The organism is Treponema putidum (genome assembly GCF_024401155.1).
Classification (GTDB): domain Bacteria; phylum Spirochaetota; class Spirochaetia; order Treponematales; family Treponemataceae; genus Treponema_B; species Treponema_B putidum.
Map to the genome: position 1 here is coordinate 2676412 of NZ_CP038804.1, position 16972 is coordinate 2693383.

Consider the following 16972-nt stretch of genomic DNA (forward strand, 5'->3'; position numbering starts at 1 on the left):
ATAATTTATGTATTGTATAAAAAACGGTATTTTAGGACTAAAAGATGTTTCCAAATTATTTGGACGGTGCAAGAGTTAGATATTGCACAAATGAAGATGACTTTGGAACCGTCGATTACAACAACGGCGAAAAAATCATACCGATACACTATCTTGCAATTTGCAGTTATGCAAATGAGCAAGGTTTTTATTTATTTTTTTGCGATGAAAAATTTAGCACGGTTAGTGATTATTTTTTCGATACTGTAGAAGCATGCAAAGAGATTGCAAAAAAATCAAAAGAAAATATCGAGTGGATTGAGAAAGCAAATAGTATATCCGAATTTACGTTTGGAGAAATTAAAACTTTACTATTAAAAAGCATAGATGAATATGACTGTGAAGATTTTGAAATATTGGGGTTCCGGAAGTAATTATGGCATCGAGTAAAGCATATTTGGATTTTATTTTGGATCAGCTGTCTGCTTTGGAAAACATAAGCTATCGGGCGATGATGGGAGAGTTTATCATCTACTATCGCGGTAAAATTGTCGGCGGTATCTACGATGACCGCTTGCTCGTAAAAGCTGTCCCATCGGCGATTGCATATATGCCGAACGCTGCCCGCGAATTGCCGTACTCCGGCGCAAAGGAAATGCTGTTGGTAGACGAATTTGACGACAAAGCCTTTATAACCGGCTTATTTAATGCGATGTACGATGAGCTGCCCGCGCCAAAAGCGAAGAAGGCGAAATGAAAAACACGGGGTATTACGATTACGGCACATTTCTTATTTTTCCAATAGTCAATACTTTCTAAAATACGGTTTTGAAGCGGGTGTTAGGGCTTTGTGAATTCCAACAATTTTCCATAATATATTTTAGTTACTAAAACATATTGACAAAAAAAGGAAGATTTATTTTAAGGAGGACTTGTTATGAAAGCCGTTATTATCGTATTCAGTCCGTCAGGACATACATTGACCGCAGTGCGTATGATTCAAAAAAGTTTTGACTCTAAAGGAGGTACAGCTGATATTGTAAATATTACAAAAAATAATAATCTGTTGACTGCTTCAAAATCGGAACGGCAAAAAATGTTGGAAAATTGCTTAAAAGAGTTCGACGTGCTTTTTGCCGGAGCTCCGGTATATGCAGGGCATGAGGAAAGTCATATACTGCATATCCTTGAAGCATTGCCTTTGCCGGATCAAAAGTGTTCAAAATCGCAATTCCGTTTGTAACATACGGAGGCGCTCATTCGTTTATCTCATTGGAAGAAATAGGAAGGGCATTAAAAAAGAAAAAATATGTACCGGTTTTGGGAATAAAACTTGCTTCGTTCCATACATTAAGCAAATTTTTTCATACTAAAATATTGGAAAACAAACCCGGCAGTACGGAAGAGCGCTTAATAGAGGCGGCCGTAAGTAACATTTTCGATTTATGTTCGCATACGAAATGTATAAAAGATAACAGCGCTTCTTTTGCGTATACCAAAGGCCCCATGCGCTTTATCCTGAAAATACTTTCGCAGGAAAAAATACATAGTAAATTTAAAACCGTATCGATTATACATAAAAATTGCAGCGTATGTAAAAAATGTATTTCAGTGTGCCCTGTCAACAATTTTATATTCGCAGACGGTAAGGTATCGATAAAAAATCAAAAAAGTTGTATATTATGCGGAGAGTGTTTTTACAATTGCAGCTGCAATGCAATCGATTTTGCATACCGAATGGCTGCTCAAAAAAGATTAAACAATGGAAATATTGTTTTGGAAAAAGACCTGTCGGCAGTATATCCTAAACAATACGGCTGAGCATCTCTAAAAACTCGGTTAGATTTTTAGAGATGCCCGACGAGTATTTTTTATAAATTGTTATACTGTAATAATTTATAAAAAATACATCGCAAATAAATCTAAGGAAAACCTCTAAAAAACTGAAGTTTTTAGAGGTTCTCGGCTATAAATAATAAAGGAGATATGCTATGAGTAATGTATGTATTGTGTATAGTTCAACACATCATGGAAATACCGAAAAGGTATTGCGTAAGATAAAAGAAAAATTCCCGGAAATCGAACTTATAAAGGCCGGTGATTTTAAAAGCGATGATTTTGCGCGCTATGAGGTAGTCGGTTTTGCTTCAGGAATTTTTTATCTTAAATTCGCAAAAACCGTCGACAAACTATTTGAGAAAGCTCTTGAAAGCACTGTGCAAAAACTGTTTTTTATTTACACTGCCGGAGCGGTCAATTCCGGTTTTGAAAAAGCATTACGCAAAAAAACCGAACAAAGCGGAAAAACCTGTATGGGCATATTCGGCTGTAAAGGTTTTGATACCTTCGGACCGTTAAAGCTGATAGGCGGTTTAAACAAGGATAGACCTAACGAAGAGAATTTTAAAAACGCTATTGATTTTTTTGAAAAAAAAATTATGAACGGGTAAAGGATTTTTTGGATACGGCTGTTCTATTTTTTTAAGTCGTATGGAATAACGTTTAATAGCTCGCTCCAGACGGTTCTTATCCCTCAAGTGAGATCTCAAAGTTGCAGCACGCCGATATAAGTTCAAAGTCGTGAGTGATAATGATTATCGTTTTTCCGCAAGCTGCCGCGTCCAAAAAAGCTTTTGCAAGGATGTCCGCATGATAACCGTCCAAGCCGCTGGTGGGTTCGTCGAAAATGAGTATGTCTCGGCCGGATAGCAGGGCGCATGCAACGGAAAGCCTCTGTTTTTGTCCGCCTGAAAGTGTTGCTGGATGAACATCTTTTAGCTCATAGAGTCCCATCATTTGTAAAATATTCCGCGCTTGTTCAATCCTATCGGAACTGTGCATAATGCTTAATAGAATTTCCTCAGAAACGCTTTCGGTAAAAAACTGCGTTCCCGTATCATTGGCACTGTACCATACCGCTTTGCGGCGTGCCCTCAGTCCGCTTTTTTTCCCGTTAAGCCTTATCGTGCCGTCCGACTCTTTGTTAAGTCCGCTTAAAATAAGGCCGAGAGTTGTCTTCCCAACTCCATTTTTACCGGTAAGTGCAATAATTTGCCCACGCCATATGGAAAAAGATATTGTTTTTAAAATAAAGCGTCCTTTTTCTTTGCGGCATAATTCGTCAGCTTGTAGTAAGGGTTGATTTTCCGTACTATTTGCTGTACCGGAGGATGAGGCTGTTAATGGAGGAAGGGGAAGCACCGGTTTTAAAGCAGGCGTAAAAGACCTCAGCCCAAAACGTTTTTTTTGCTCAAGCGTCATTTTCTGCATTTCTTCAGCCGTACGCGTCCACTGTATTGTCCCTCCATCTATATAGACAAAACGGTCTGCTATCCCGTACAACCAGCTTAATCGATGTTCCGAAATAATCAGAGAACGCCCTTCTTCTTTTAGTTTCTTTAAAACATTACCAAGTCTTACAGAGCTTTCTTCATCGAGATTGGCAGTAGGCTCATCACATACGTATATCGAAGGAGAGAGGGCGTATACCGATGCGATTGCAGCACTCTGTTTTTCTCCGCTTGAAAATGTGTCAAGCGGATGGTCACGTAATGCCTCAAGGTGAAACGCTTTGATTGCCCTTTCCGTACGGCTGATAATCTCGTGTTGTGACAGTCCGTAATTTTCGCATGAGAAAGCGATCTCACCTGCAAGCTCGGAAGAAAAGAACTGGCTTTGCGGTTCCTGAAACACGCTGCCGATAAGCCTGCTCCGTTCCCACAATGGAATAGAAGACATATCTTTTTCTCCGATGAAAATGTTTCCCGAAAACATCCCATTGTAATACCCCGGTGCCAAACCGTTCAAAAGACGCAATACTGTTGTTTTTCCGCTGCCCGACGGTCCGGTCAAAACCGTGCATTCTCCTTCGTTAATTGTAAGATTGATATCCGATACACCTCTTTCACAGTTCTCATAATGAAAACTTACATTTTCCATCCGTATCATCAAGCAAGGCTCCTTACCATGATAACCGCAGCTGTAGTAGTGCTCCACACGATAACAGCGATATAGTCGAAAGCCCGCATTTTTTTTCGTAATAGCTGCTCCGTTTTACCGGACACTGAATACCTCTTACAACTGCCGAGACTGCGAGCTGATCGGCAATTTGAATGCAGCGTAAAAGCAACGGAATCAGCACATATTCTCCCGTTTCTAAGGGATGAGTTAGGATGCGGATCGGTTCCAAGAGCCCTTTGGTTTTCATTGACAGACGGAGCTTTTTTACTTCTGCTTTCATCACCGGTATAAAACGGAAAATAACGAGCAGCCCCAAAATAACGGACACCGGCATTCCGATGCGTGAAAGAAAAGCTGCAAGTTCTCCGGGCGGAGTTGTTATCACATCCCATCCGGTAAGCATAACCGGCAAGAGGCTCCAGCATAAAAAAATATAGAACTCCGGTATGATGATTGTTCTAACACCATACAGTCGGATACCTATTAAAAGAAGCATTAGCAGCGCATAAAAGAGGCAGAATGATATCAGCAGCCGCCATTTACATTGGACGGCAAGATATAAAAGTCCTATAAGCGAAAGAATACCGTTTATCCTATAATCGGCGATAAAAAATGAGCTTACAATAACGCACAAAAGCGCCCACAATTTTACCGGAGCCGGAAAATCTTTTGAAACATTTTTCATTTAATTTTATAACAGGGTATTTTTAAAAACTCGGATGAGCTTGTTACAAATATTTTTATAATACGCCTGCTTTTTCAAAATGTTTTTTTATCAGTTTTGAAGCAACCAGGCTTCCGACAAAACCGCAAAATGTAGTAAAAGCAACGATGAAAATGATCCAATAAGGGACGGTAAAATACCTAACGTATGAGTCGATATATTCTTGGCTCATTCCGCTTGAAATAGCAAAGGCATAATAAGCATCCCAGAAGAACCATATCGGAAGTAAATTTGTTCCATTAAATAACAGGCTGGAAATCGTCCATGCAGCTGTAAGCCTGCGCTGATTTTGATAGGCTCCTTGTTTCCATAAAACAGCTTCGCATATTAAACCGATAACAATGTAATACGGTAATAAATACCAGTTTCCCATTATTAGAAAAATGATGCCGAGAAGCGTCATGTAGATTAAAGACACACCCCGTTTTCCCATCCGTTGTACCATGAGAAAATAAACCGGTGCGCAGATAAATACGGAAAAGCCGACTGATAATGTCATGCTGACAAAATGATTTGCCATGCACACCATATTTACAATGAATTGCATAACGATAAGAAGAGCACTTAATAAAACCGTAGTTATTACATCTTTTATCGTCCATTTGGCTGTTTTGTTCATTTGAATCTCCTAATTTCCTGTGTATTCTATGTTTTTTGCTTTTATCGTGAACATAGGTATAGTTTTATATCTCTTTGCCTGAAAAGGGTCCAGATATTTATCTTTGGAAAGGATGCTGCTCATAATTTGCTTAAAGCCGATTTTTTTCAGAAGCTGTTCATCCCATTCAGGGCGATTTATATAGGCAAGCGGAAATTTTTTTAAAATATTTATCATCTGTTCATCATGATAATAATCTCTGAATTCGCCGTATTGCTTAACAAGCTCCGCTTCGTATGATTTGAACTTTTCAAACTCATCTGCATTCCATATGGGTTTAAGCCAATTAGCATCAATGTTCAGCATGGTCCCATCAGGCTTTAGTATTCTTTTCCATTCTTTGTATACGGTTTCCGGTGCATTAAATAGCCATGAAGCATGTCTGGAAACCACAGCATCAAATAAGTGTTCAGGAAAACCCGTTGAATGAGTATCTTTAAACAAAAAGGTAATTCTGTCTGAAAGCCCCAATTCTTCAGCCGTTTTTTTACCTTCTTTAAGCATCGCCTCGTTGCTGTCTATGGCGGTAACTTGCCAGCCGTCTTGTGCAAGTAAAATGGCTAAAAAACCTGTACCGCACCCTGCATCCAAAGCTTTCTTTCCCTTGCAGTCCTTGAGATTTTCTTGGAGCAGTTTTTTCCATTCGCTTCCGGTATCCTTTAATTCCTGCATATGAAACATTCGCATATTTTCTGCCTGTTCAGACCATTTTTTCATTAAATCATTTATATCCATTGTTTTCCTCCGGTTGTTTCTTCACGGATGTCGGCAAGGTTTTTTATTTTAAGCCTTCCGATAAAAAATAGCAATGCTATTTTTAGTATACATAATTTCTTTTAGATTGTCAAGATAAATAAAAACTTATTTTAAAACTTAAGTAATCCATATTGTCTGGAATACTGATAATTTATAAGTGAATGTCAGATTTATTTATTAGTAATATTATACTCCATTCTTTCTATTGCTTTTGCATGAATTCTATCATGCCATATCAACCGCCGCAGAATTTTTCTAATGGACCAATCTTCTTCATCATTCTTAAATACTCTATTTCCTTCTTCTTTGTATTTTTTTATCAGTTCATCAATATTATTTTTTCGTCCCTTTATGATATCAAGATCTATATCTGCTTTTAAACCTACTTGTCCTAAGTAATATTGTTGTACATTACATATATGTTTATATTGCTCAAAGATTGTAGAATATACATTTCCATAAAATGTCTTTCGTACTTTATTATCATCGATTACATTTTTGTTATTGCATTTGTTGTAAATGCTATAAACCTTTTTTGCCGATAAAAAAGCTAATTCACATTCACGATAAAAATCATTTTCATTCTCATACTCTTTTTTTTCTATTTCAAGAATAATATTACTATCAGCATCTTCAATCATCAAATCGCTATGTACAATTATTTCATCAACTTTGTCACCTTCATTAACTTCTATATCTAGCCATTGTCCGTATTCTTTAATTTCTCTTTTATATTTATTTCGTGCTTCTTCTAATGTTTTGCCTCGAACATAGGCACCGGGGAGATTTTCTATCCAACCAAGAAATCCTTTTCCATTAGTTTCGTATACTACTTTCATAAAAATATTCCTTTGCTTTTAATATTTTTTCTATTTTTCATCGCCATGCATCCGTCTAACATTTGCTTAACCTGCAAACGAGCTCAGTCCTATTTGTCTGTTTTGAAGCGGGTATTAGACACTGTGTTATTCATTTATATAGTTAGAAATCTCATTAACTTTTTCTTTTATAAGCCTTTTATTTTCAATTTCTATATTATAGTTACTTGGATTTGTTGTCATTAGTATTAATTCTATGAATTCTTTATTACTTAAACAATTATAATCTTTATCAAAATAAAATTTTGATGCATCAGCAAGTCCAATTATTCCATTTCCAAAATAGGCATTTGAAATCACATAGTTATAGCAATCTTTATATTTAATATTGTTTTTAATATTTCTCATAGTGCCAAAAATTATAATTCTCCAATCCATTGTTGTAATTTTTTTATTTCTTTCATCATTCGTTGCAAAATAAAATGTTGCCATTATGTATGCCATTCTATTTTTTGAAGAAAAAAGATCTATAATTAAAGGATGTTTTTTGAATTTCGGATTTTTATTATTTGTGTAAATATAACTCACAATTTCTATTTGCTTTTCAGTTAGTTCAATTGTAGTTTTATTTTGTATATTTTCATACTTTATTTTTAAACCTTTCTTATTAATATATATATTCGAAAAAATATATAAGCAAAAACAACACAATAACATAAATAAAAGTAAAGAAATAAATATTTTTATAATTAAAGATTTTATATTTTTTTTACTTTCTGCTAATTCCATTTTTTCCCTTGCACCCCCGCTGGGGGCATCCGTCTAACATTTGCTTAACCTGCATTTGCGGCTTGTCCGCAATGTCAGGTTGAAGCGGGTGTTAGGTGATAATTCCTTTTTCAACAAGAAATTTAGCAACACCATCGTTATCATTTGTATCAGTCACAAATTTTGCAATTGTTTTCAATTCACTAATTGCATTTCCCATTGCCACGGCATTCTTACAAAATTTGAACATTTCAATATCATTGTAATCATCACCAAAACAGTATATATCATTAGAACTAATTTTATATCTTTTAGAAATTTCATCAATTGATTTCTCTTTTGATGCATTCTTATCCATTATTTGAATTAATGTCTTTGAATCCGTCTCTATTACATTACAAATGTTATTAAACTTTTCATTTAAATAATTTAAATCTGAATAAGAATTTATCAATATCTTATTCGGATTTTTTTGAAGTAACTTAGTCTCAGTAATAATTTCAGGACCATCCTTTACAGAATAAAAATCCTTAAAATCAAAAGTGGAAGACGAAAACCATGTATCATTATCTTCGATAGAAACCACGGCACATTTATCATTTTCTTTTATATAATAAAATACTTCCTTAAAGACATCTTTTTCTATAAAATGCGAAAAAGTTATACCATCAAAACAGCGAACAAGAGCACCATTATAATAAATATTATCTGTTGGAACTCCAAGTTTTTTAATCTTAGAATCTATGCTTCTAGGAGGGCGAGCCGTTGCTATTACAATTTTATGACCGGCTAAATACAGTTTTTGAACAGCTTTTTTATTAGATTCAGATATTTCCTTTTTAGAATTTAATAAAGTTCCATCTAAATCAAATGCAAATAACATTTTTCCTCCAAGCGCCCCAGTGCGGGCGTCCACCTAACATTAGTTTAATCTGCAAACAGGCTCACTCCTATTTGTCTGCTTTGAGGCGGATGTTAGATTTTATTATTGTTTTGATTAACTCTGTACTCTTCATCTCGCAAATACATCATTATAAAATCCGAATATTCGCCATTATTGAAGAATCCATCCTTTTGTTTACCCTCTTCTTTGAATCCTATACTTTTCCAGAACCTTAATCCTCTTTCGTTACATTCCACAACTCCAATTGCTATTCTATGGAAATTTAAGCTATTAAAACCATATTCAAGCATTAAGTTTGCGGTTTCTTTTCCATAACCTTTATCCCAATAATTTCTGTTCCAAATCATTAGCGAATAATCTGCCGTTCTCCATGGCATAAAAATTCTTAAAAAACCTGTTTCTCCAATTATTGAATTTGTTTCTTTATCAATAATTACAAACCAGATCCTGTCATCTGTTTTTTGACATCGATCATAAAAGTTATCCATTTCTCTTTCAGTTATTGGATATACTTCTCCGCTTAATACTCCTATTTCTCTATCTGACATTAACTCAGCCAATTTTTTAAGATCATCTTTTTGGACCGGGCGAAGTCTTATTCTCTCACTCTCCATAAAATAACTCATATTATTCCTCGCATACATTTTAAATAAATATTTTCAGCGTTAAAGCGATTGTTAGATTTTATAATTATCAAATTGTGTACCTATATCTTTTTGCGTACTTGCTTAATATTTCATTTATCATTGTTTGGTATTTTACATTATTTTTCTTTATCTTATCATTACGCAAGGTAAAACGGATCGTCAATATTTTATCTTCAACTTTACCAAGACAAAAATATCTTTTCTCTTTATCCGAATGTCTTTCATCATATAATATAACTCTATTTTTATCAAAAAAAGCTTCCTGAGCTTCTTCAAATGAAACATTATGTTTTCTTATATTTATTTCATTTTTATTCTTATCCCATTCAAATGTAATAGTATATTATACATACTTTTTGCAATATTTTCAATACATATATTTTTATTTTAGAAAATAATATTTTATATAGTTATACTACTGTTTTATAATACTTGACTTTATAACAATATTTTTCAATCAAAGAAAACATTATAGGTCGGTTCTGCACAAACTTTTCCGCAAGCGATTAGCTTGTCAATCTAACGGGCGTTTAACCTGTATTTGCGGCTTGCCCGCAATGTCAGGTTGAAGCGGGTGTTAGAAATCTTTTTATCCGTATTAGAACATTCCGATAAATTCTTCCGGCAACAGGACTTTTATTTCTGCATTTTTGTAGTCTTCAATATTTCTGATTATTATATATTCGCATTGATTCTCTACAGCTGAGAAATATTGTAATGCATCCTCAAAATCAGAAAATTTTGATTTTAGTGCGTTTAATACATTCTGGTGATCGATTGTTATTACAGTTATATACTTAACTATATTTACTATAAATTTTCGTGCCTTACTATTCCCCCCTGATTTTCTCAATATATAATAAATATTGGCGATACAATTCGATGAAATATTCCCGATAATAATATTATTTTCTGCCATTGCTAATATGATTTTACTAGCAGAAAAAAATGGTTCTCGAGCTAATGCAACATCAAGGATAATATCGGTATCAATAAAAACTTTTTTTATCATAAATATTTATCCTGCAATGCTTCACTGAGCATATCTTTATAAGATTTTCCATTGTCATGAAACATTCCCGAAATACTATTGGTTATCGGTGATTTCATTTTAGAAAAAGAAGTACCTATTTCATGATTGGTTACGATATTTTTCAGATACTCTTCTACAATTCGAGAAACACTCCTATTCTTTTTTTGAGCATATTCCTTTGCTTGTTCTATTACAGATTGCTCTATAGTCAATGTAAGCTTTGCCAACATATATCACCTCGCACGTATAATTATAGTATATAAATACGTATAAGTCCATAAGTGTATACTTTATAATCAAAAAGGACATCTGTTTATCTTAGTAAAAAAAATTAATTCATATTCTTTATAAAACATATTATTAAAATTCAGCAGTCGAATAAAAAAGTAATTTTAGAAAATACTGAATTAGTACGCAAATAGCGGTTATCTAATCTGCGATGCTTCTAGTTTGCTTGAACTCCGTACTTAAGAAACCGTAGTATTTCAGCAGGCGATATTAAATCACAGCAGGCAACTTTCGTGACAAGACAAATGTCAGCATCGAATCGGGTGTTAGACCGTTATTATCTTAAAACTTTTTTAAAAGCTCTACTAGATTATAGATTATTGTATTAGGTTTTTCTTCTATATTCATTTTCCAATATTGTCCATATCCTTGTTTTATCCATATTGTTTTCATTCCAATTTCTTTTGCCGGGACAATATCATTATCAATCCGATCACCTATCATATAGGATTTTTCTGCTTTACATTTACTTCTTTCCAAAGCAATATTAAAAATTCTTTTATCTGGTTTTGCAATTCCTTCTTCTGCGGACGCTACAACTAATTTTATATATTTTAAAATTCCAAATTTTTCTAATCTTTCAGAACTTCCAAAATCTTGATTTGCTATTATTCCAATATTATATTTTTTACTAAGTTCTTCTAGGACTTTTTTTGTTTCCGGATATAATTCTTCAAGTCTAAAATTCCATTTAGGTAATTTTACACAAAATTCTTTTGCAACTTCCAAGTCCCCTTTCTTATTATTCTTATAATAATTAAGAATTTTATCATATATATATTCATATTTATATCCTGAAGATTTTGCTATAGTTTCAAACCTTTCCTTATAAACCTTTTCTTCATTTATAAGAGTTGATCCTATATCAAAAAATAACCATTCAATATTTTTATACATTTTTATCTAAGCTCCTATAAAATAGCTATCTCTATGTTTCACTTCAAAGGTATGTCGCCATAACGGACGGCAGCTTCGCAGCTCAGGGAGCAGTCCATATAACTGCCGCTTAACCTGCATTTGCGGCTTGTCCGCAATGTCAGGTTGAAGCGGGTGTTATGTGATCCTTTCATTTAATTTATTATCTATTTCTTTAATAAAATTATAAATTAAATCATATGTTTCTACTAATTGTGGTTTTGAAATATTTATCTCTTTATTATTTTTATCTTTTCCATTCCTATGAACCAAATCATGTCTAATTTTAATTCTCTGCATAATTTCACCCATATTATTAGGAATATCTATATCAAATATTATTTTATAAATATTACTTATCTTTGGTAAATTATGATACATTAGCTCAAATAAATCATCTTTTACTCTCTTTTGTAATTTATCCATTTCTTTATATATATCATTTAGGTTAAATGAAAGTTTGTGATAATCTTTGAAATTTTCAACAAAACGTTTTAAGTACTGTTCATTATTAAAAATAGAATTTATAATGGCATCCGAAAGATAGGTTTCTAAGCAGGTTATAAGATTTACAAACAAAAGTTTATTTAATGTTTCTATTAATTCTGGTTTCAAAATATCATTTTCAAAGAGTTTCTTATTTGATTCCATCTGATTACAAAAAGTATCAAAATATTTTGAGTTACTTTCAACAATTTCTGAATAATCTTCAAAATATTCATTCTCACAATCTTCGATTTCTACTTCTGTACTTTCATCCAAATCATCACTATATAATTCTCCACCACAAATACTTGCACTTAAATTAATTGAATATTCTTTATGACAATTTGGACATTCAATATAAGTAGTATCTAACTCCAAAGTTGCAGAATGAGTATCTTTTCTGCCATTAAGTTTGGAGTTGGAATATTTTCTAAAATTTCCTCTATAGGTTCTTTGCATTTACAACAATTAAATCTTAATATAATACTTTTTGTTGAAAAAATATTAAATTCACAACTAAACATTTAATTTTTTCTCCTGCTTAACTTTTATTAGAACAGTGTGTGGTACACATAACACCCTTTCGCCCCTTCCTTACTATAGCATAAAAACCAATAATTTGCAATCTAAACTGCTGTAAAACAAAAAATCACATCTTTCTATGATAATATGAATAGGATAAATAAACAGCTGGCAGATTAGGCCTATCCTCACTAAACGGAACAAAGAAAAATCATATCCTGTCTATATCGCATTGAATGTCTAGTCCGACGCGGTTTAGGACATGGGTTTAAAATCTCTTCACGGATTTTGTCTTAGAATGAAAACAAAAGTCGCATTTGTTGCCACCCATTCCTAATGTTTCGCTTCTGTCGAATTGCAATTTTTTTATATTTCCGAAGACGATATGATCACATAAACAAAATATCTCACAGATTTCAGGGCAGTTAAAATAGGTGCAGGTATCAAACCAAAGACACTTTAAAACATCCGTAGAATATTCATTCGCATTGTCGGCTAATGTTTTACTTATCCAAATTTCTTCACCGGTCATTCCCTTTCTCATAAAAAATCGGAACAGTTTAAAAAAGCCGGGAATATGGAACAATGCGTTCAAAATACGGTGAGCTTTTCCTGCAATATAAAAAGAATATTCTTTTACAAATTCCTTTGCCTCTTGCGCAGGAATTCCGTTGTCGATAAAAGTTTTATAAAGCGCTATGTTTGATATGATACTGCTTTTTTGCCGCTCCTTTTGTTTTTTTGTCCATGCTCCGAGATCGAGTTCCTGAATAAGAAGTTGCATTTTTTCTTTATGCGCCGCATCTATATGCTCTAATATGTGCGGCGTTAATTTCCCTGAATCAACAAAGCCTCTGCGCGAATAAAATCTTTTATATTTCATGCTTCTCTCCGATCAATCTTCCAGCCGATTGCTTCTTCACGGATACCGACAAAACGGCGGTACAAACCTTCCTGCTGCATAAGCTCGGCATGAGTGCCCCGCTGCACAATGCGTCCTTCATCAAGCACAATAATTTGATCCGCTTTGCGTACCGTATTTAAACGGTGCGCAATCATCAAGAGCGTTTTGTTTTTTGTCAATTCCTCAATAGCTTTTTGTAGTTCATGTTCATTTTCGGGATCGACGCTGGCGGTCGCTTCGTCCAAAATGACAACAGGTGCATCCTTGAGAATTGCCCGCGCGATGGAGATACGCTGCTTTTCTCCCCCCGACAAGGTTGCGCCGCTTTCGCCGATGTGCGTTTGGTACCCGTCCGGCAGCGCAGAAATAAACTCGTGACAACATGCTTTTTTTGCTGCGGCAATCACTTCGTCCATCGTTGCATCCGGCTTACCGAAACGGATATTGTTTTCTATCGTATCTTCAAACAGATATACCTGCTGAAACACAATAGAAAAATTTTTCAAAAGGCTGTCGCAGGTATAATCTTTAACATTGATACCGCCGAGTAAAATCTCACCCTGATCAACATCCCAAAAGCGAGCGATTAAATTACACAGCGTTGTCTTACCCGAACCGGACGGACCGACAATCGCGCAGCTCGTTTTTTGCGGTACCGTAAAACTTACATTCCGTATCGTTTCTTTTGTTTCATTTTTATATGCAGTATTTTTATTCGTAGTATTTGCATCGTAAGCATCTTTATCATACGAGAATGAGATGTTCCGAACCGTAATATCATAATTGTTTGGAATATGACCCGTGCCGTGTTCATCCAAAAGCGGCATATCGGAAATTTCTTCCAACCGGTCAAGCGATGCCTCTACAACCCGCGCAACAGCCGCCGTACTTCCGGCAAGTTCCACGGTTGCATAAATCGTAAAACTCGCAACAGCAAGCAACAAACATTTTTCCGGCGTTATTTCTCCGTACAGTAAAAGATACGGAGCGGCAATCAATATCGCGGCTCTGATCACCTTGAACACGGTTTGAAAGGCAGCAGCCAATTCCGAAAAAACTTTTTCCAAAATGATATTCGCCGCAGCGCTTTCAGTAATTGCAGTATCCACTGTTTTACCGGCACGCTCTCCAAGTCCAAACGCTTTTACCACGGCCATCCCTTGAATATATTCCAGAATACCGGTTACGAGCTGAGCCTGCGCTGCCTGCCTGCGGGGAGAATAATGTTTCCCTGCTTGTTGCGTTTTTGCATAAATGAAGAATGAGATACAAAGCCCCGCCAGCATCAGCAGCCCTATTCTCCATTCATACGTTAAAAGCCATACGTTGATAACAAAGGCGTGGATAAATCCGCCCGCTACCGATTCAAGCACCGTTACTGCGCTTGTTTCAAGATCGCCGAGCGTAGTGGTAACCGCTGCGGTAATATCTCCTAATCGATGTTCGCTGAAATATCCCATCGGCGCACGCTTTAATTTTTCACCGAAGTTCATCCGCCACTCGCTGCACATGGCGAAACTCCCCACGGTTCTATTTATCGAAGATATATTGATAAAAATTATTTTCCCAACGACGCTGATCAACATAATTGCAAGCGACACCCAAATGGTTTTATACGGCATCGTATTTCCCGAAAACGATGACACTATTCCTGCAAGCACCGTGAGAATTGCCATAATCGGGATCATTTCAAAAAATGAATTACCGATATGAAAAATAAAAGAGAGTATCAATCTTCTTTTTTCTACACCTGAAAAATTCAACAATCGTTTAAACATATTAATCATACAGACTCCTCCTTTTTGTCGCTTACGCTGATGTGCGCATTCCACAAGGAGCGGTACAATTCGCAGGATTCCAAAAGCGATTGATGACAACCTTCCGCTTCGATCTTTCCGTGATTCATAACGATAATTTTATCCGCCGCCGTGATAGTCGAAAGTCGATGCGCAATCACGATGAGGGTTTTGCCCGCTACGAGTTCCCCGATGGAACGCTGAATAACCGCTTCGTTTTCAGGATCGGTAAACGCTGTTGCTTCATCCAACACAATGATGGGGCTGTCTTTCAGTATAGCCCGTGCGATTGCAATGCGCTGCCGCTCTCCGCCCGAAAGATTATTGCCTCCGTCTCCCGCAACCGTATCATAGCCTTGAGGCAGTGAGCTGATAAAATCGTGGCAGCTTGCCTTTCGTGCAGCCTGTTCTATTTCGGCATCCGCAGCGTCCGGTTTACCCAGCCGGATATTTTCCCGAATAGATAAGTGAAACAAATAGTTATCCTGCGAAACATACCCAACCTGTTCCATCACTTGCGAAAGAGGCATCTTCCGTACATCGCAGCCGCCGATCATAACCGAACCTGCGCTTGCTTCCCAGAACGATGCGATTAAGCGGGCAACGGTCGATTTCCCCGAACCGGACGGACCGACAAATGCGGTCATCCCATTCGGCACTGTTTGAAAGCAGAGGTCATGCAGCACTTCCGTATCGTTATTCGTAGTGCTGCGATCCGCACCGTTATTATCCGCTGAGCTATATGAAAACGACACATGTGAAAACTCAATGGTGTTTCCCGTAAACGGTATCGGATTTTTGGGACGGTTCATTTCTTCCGCTTCCAAAAGCGCGGCAATTTCTTTGACCGTAGAATCCACCATTGCAAGACTGTCCGTATAACGCAGTGCCTGAATGAGCGGTGCGATAAGCCCCAGCGACAAGATGATACAGGAGATAAAATTCCCGGCGGATATGCTGCCCTGTATAAAGAACCACGTACCGAGCGGTAACACGCCCAGCAAACTTGAAGGCGCAATCGCCATTCCGGCAGCGTAGTAGGGATTGGTCTTTTTAAACCATTCCGCTTTAGCATTTTCATTTTCCGTTATCGCCTCGGTATATTTCCGATACGATGCAGTGCTTTGGTTAAAAGCTTTTATCACTTCAATTCCGCCTATGTATTCAACCGTAGCAGCATCCATATTTTTTCCCGCGGTGAGCACTTTTGCATACCGTTTTTCATAGTCCTTCATCATTCCCATATAGCAGAGGAGACCGAGCGGAAAGGTTGCAAACGCAATAAGGGCTAGTCGCCAATCCAGATAAAAGAAGTAGAGCAGCATCAACAACGGAATCAGCAAGTTTGCCGTCAGCTCCGGTATGATATGAGCGAGCGGCAGCTCCAGCTTTTCTACCGTATCGACCAGCATAGTTTTGAACTTACCGGATGGCGTGTCCAATATAAAACCCATCGGAACGCGTGAAAGCTTTGCCGTCAGCTGCATACGGATGTTTTTGAGCACCGTAAATGCGGCGCGGTGAGACCGTATCGTGGAAAGCGTGGATAAACACAGCTGCCCCAGATAGCCTGCAAGCGCGATAAGCGCAGTTAAAAGAACCGCTTGGAGGGTATAATTCCGTGCGCATATCCGGATGATAAGACCGGAAACGGCAAGGTACGGCACAATCCCCGCCGCTGCCCCAAAAACCGCAAAAATCACGGAGCTTGCCAGAAGACCCTTGCACGGTTTTGCAAGAGCGAGTAAATACTTCAAAGAACTTTTTTGCTCCGCCTGTTCAGCGTCTTTCATTATTTTCTCCTACTAAATAAA

20 protein-coding genes and 1 pseudogene are annotated in these 16972 nt (G+C 36.4%); 5 read left to right on the forward strand and 16 right to left on the reverse strand.

Features of this window, described 5'->3' with window-relative positions; all coding sequences use genetic code 11:
* Positions 1–44 precede the first annotated feature (44 nt).
* The 5 genes from E4N74_RS12280 to E4N74_RS12300 all read left to right on the forward strand — a co-directional run bounded on the left by E4N74_RS12280 (position 45) and on the right by E4N74_RS12300 (position 2429).
* A complete protein-coding gene (locus E4N74_RS12280) occupies positions 45–413 on the forward strand; it encodes a hypothetical protein (protein ID WP_255805469.1) in 369 nt (122 codons plus the stop codon).
* Positions 414–415: 2 nt separating this feature from the next.
* Positions 416–736: a TfoX/Sxy family protein gene (locus E4N74_RS12285; RefSeq protein ID WP_255805470.1), complete on the forward strand. Its 321-nt coding sequence runs from the start codon at positions 416–418 to the stop codon at positions 734–736.
* Between the two features lie 180 nt (positions 737–916).
* Complete coding sequence (locus tag E4N74_RS12290) at positions 917–1222, forward strand: flavodoxin family protein (protein ID WP_245609021.1); 306 nt, start codon at positions 917–919, stop codon at positions 1220–1222.
* Positions 1195–1800, forward strand: a complete 606-nt coding sequence (locus tag E4N74_RS12295) for a 4Fe-4S dicluster domain-containing protein (RefSeq protein ID WP_245609022.1) — start codon at positions 1195–1197, stop codon at positions 1798–1800. The genes E4N74_RS12290 and E4N74_RS12295 overlap by 28 nt, the downstream gene beginning before the upstream one ends.
* Positions 1801–1970: 170 nt before the next feature.
* Entirely contained in the window at positions 1971–2429 is a 459-nt protein-coding gene (locus E4N74_RS12300) for a flavodoxin family protein (RefSeq protein ID WP_255818014.1), read from the forward strand.
* Between the two features lie 76 nt (positions 2430–2505).
* Here the strand turns inward: E4N74_RS12300 and E4N74_RS12305 are convergent, their stop codons facing one another.
* The 16 genes and pseudogenes from E4N74_RS12305 to E4N74_RS12380 form a co-directional block, all read right to left on the reverse strand.
* Positions 2506–3927, reverse strand: a complete 1422-nt coding sequence (locus tag E4N74_RS12305; protein ID WP_255818015.1) for an ABC transporter ATP-binding protein — start codon at positions 3925–3927, stop codon at positions 2506–2508.
* A pseudogene (locus E4N74_RS12310) lies at positions 3927–4624 on the reverse strand (energy-coupling factor transporter transmembrane component T family protein). The gene E4N74_RS12305 and the pseudogene E4N74_RS12310 overlap by 1 nt, the downstream one beginning before the upstream one ends.
* Positions 4625–4679: 55 nt before the next feature.
* Complete coding sequence (locus E4N74_RS12315; RefSeq protein ID WP_255818018.1) at positions 4680–5282, reverse strand: MptD family putative ECF transporter S component; 603 nt, start codon at positions 5280–5282, stop codon at positions 4680–4682.
* 9 nt (positions 5283–5291) lie between these two features.
* On the reverse strand, positions 5292–6056 hold the full coding sequence (locus E4N74_RS12320; RefSeq protein WP_255818020.1) for a class I SAM-dependent methyltransferase: 765 nt from the start codon (positions 6054–6056) through the stop codon (positions 5292–5294).
* Between the two features lie 191 nt (positions 6057–6247).
* Positions 6248–6916, reverse strand: coding sequence for a hypothetical protein (locus tag E4N74_RS12325; protein WP_255818021.1), 669 nt, complete (start codon positions 6914–6916; stop codon positions 6248–6250).
* 126 nt (positions 6917–7042) lie between these two features.
* Positions 7043–7684 (reverse strand): transglycosylase domain-containing protein, encoded by a 642-nt coding sequence (locus tag E4N74_RS12330; protein ID WP_255818023.1) that lies wholly within the window; start codon positions 7682–7684, stop codon positions 7043–7045.
* A 91-nt stretch (positions 7685–7775) separates the two neighbouring features.
* Positions 7776–8546, reverse strand: a complete 771-nt coding sequence (locus E4N74_RS12335) for an HAD family hydrolase (RefSeq protein ID WP_255818025.1) — start codon at positions 8544–8546, stop codon at positions 7776–7778.
* Between the two features lie 92 nt (positions 8547–8638).
* Complete coding sequence (locus E4N74_RS12340; RefSeq protein ID WP_255818026.1) at positions 8639–9193, reverse strand: GNAT family N-acetyltransferase; 555 nt, start codon at positions 9191–9193, stop codon at positions 8639–8641.
* A gap of 67 nt (positions 9194–9260) precedes the next feature.
* A complete protein-coding gene (locus E4N74_RS12345) occupies positions 9261–9551 on the reverse strand; it encodes a BrnT family toxin (protein WP_338113399.1) in 291 nt (96 codons plus the stop codon).
* 261 nt (positions 9552–9812) lie between these two features.
* The gene (locus E4N74_RS12350) at positions 9813–10226 is read right to left on the reverse strand and encodes a PIN domain-containing protein (protein WP_044978431.1); all 414 of its coding nucleotides are present in this window, start codon (positions 10224–10226) and stop codon (positions 9813–9815) included.
* Positions 10223–10477 carry a DUF6364 family protein gene (locus tag E4N74_RS12355; protein ID WP_044978432.1) on the reverse strand — a complete coding sequence of 85 codons (255 nt, stop codon included), beginning with the start codon at positions 10475–10477 and terminating at the stop codon, positions 10223–10225. Before E4N74_RS12355 ends, E4N74_RS12350 begins: the two co-directional genes overlap by 4 nt.
* 340 nt (positions 10478–10817) lie before the next feature.
* A complete protein-coding gene (locus tag E4N74_RS12360) occupies positions 10818–11432 on the reverse strand; it encodes an HAD family hydrolase (protein WP_044978433.1) in 615 nt (204 codons plus the stop codon).
* Between the two features lie 156 nt (positions 11433–11588).
* Positions 11589–12395 (reverse strand): HEPN domain-containing protein, encoded by an 807-nt coding sequence (locus E4N74_RS12365; RefSeq protein WP_255818030.1) that lies wholly within the window; start codon positions 12393–12395, stop codon positions 11589–11591.
* 331 nt (positions 12396–12726) lie between these two features.
* Entirely contained in the window at positions 12727–13341 is a 615-nt protein-coding gene (locus tag E4N74_RS12370; RefSeq protein ID WP_255818032.1) for an L-2-amino-thiazoline-4-carboxylic acid hydrolase, read from the reverse strand.
* Positions 13338–15149: an ABC transporter ATP-binding protein gene (locus tag E4N74_RS12375; RefSeq protein WP_255818034.1), complete on the reverse strand. Its 1812-nt coding sequence runs from the start codon at positions 15147–15149 to the stop codon at positions 13338–13340. The genes E4N74_RS12370 and E4N74_RS12375 overlap by 4 nt, the downstream gene beginning before the upstream one ends.
* A complete protein-coding gene (locus tag E4N74_RS12380) occupies positions 15146–16951 on the reverse strand; it encodes an ABC transporter ATP-binding protein (RefSeq protein WP_255818041.1) in 1806 nt (601 codons plus the stop codon). Before E4N74_RS12380 ends, E4N74_RS12375 begins: the two co-directional genes overlap by 4 nt.
* Between the last annotated feature and the right edge of the window lie 21 nt (positions 16952–16972).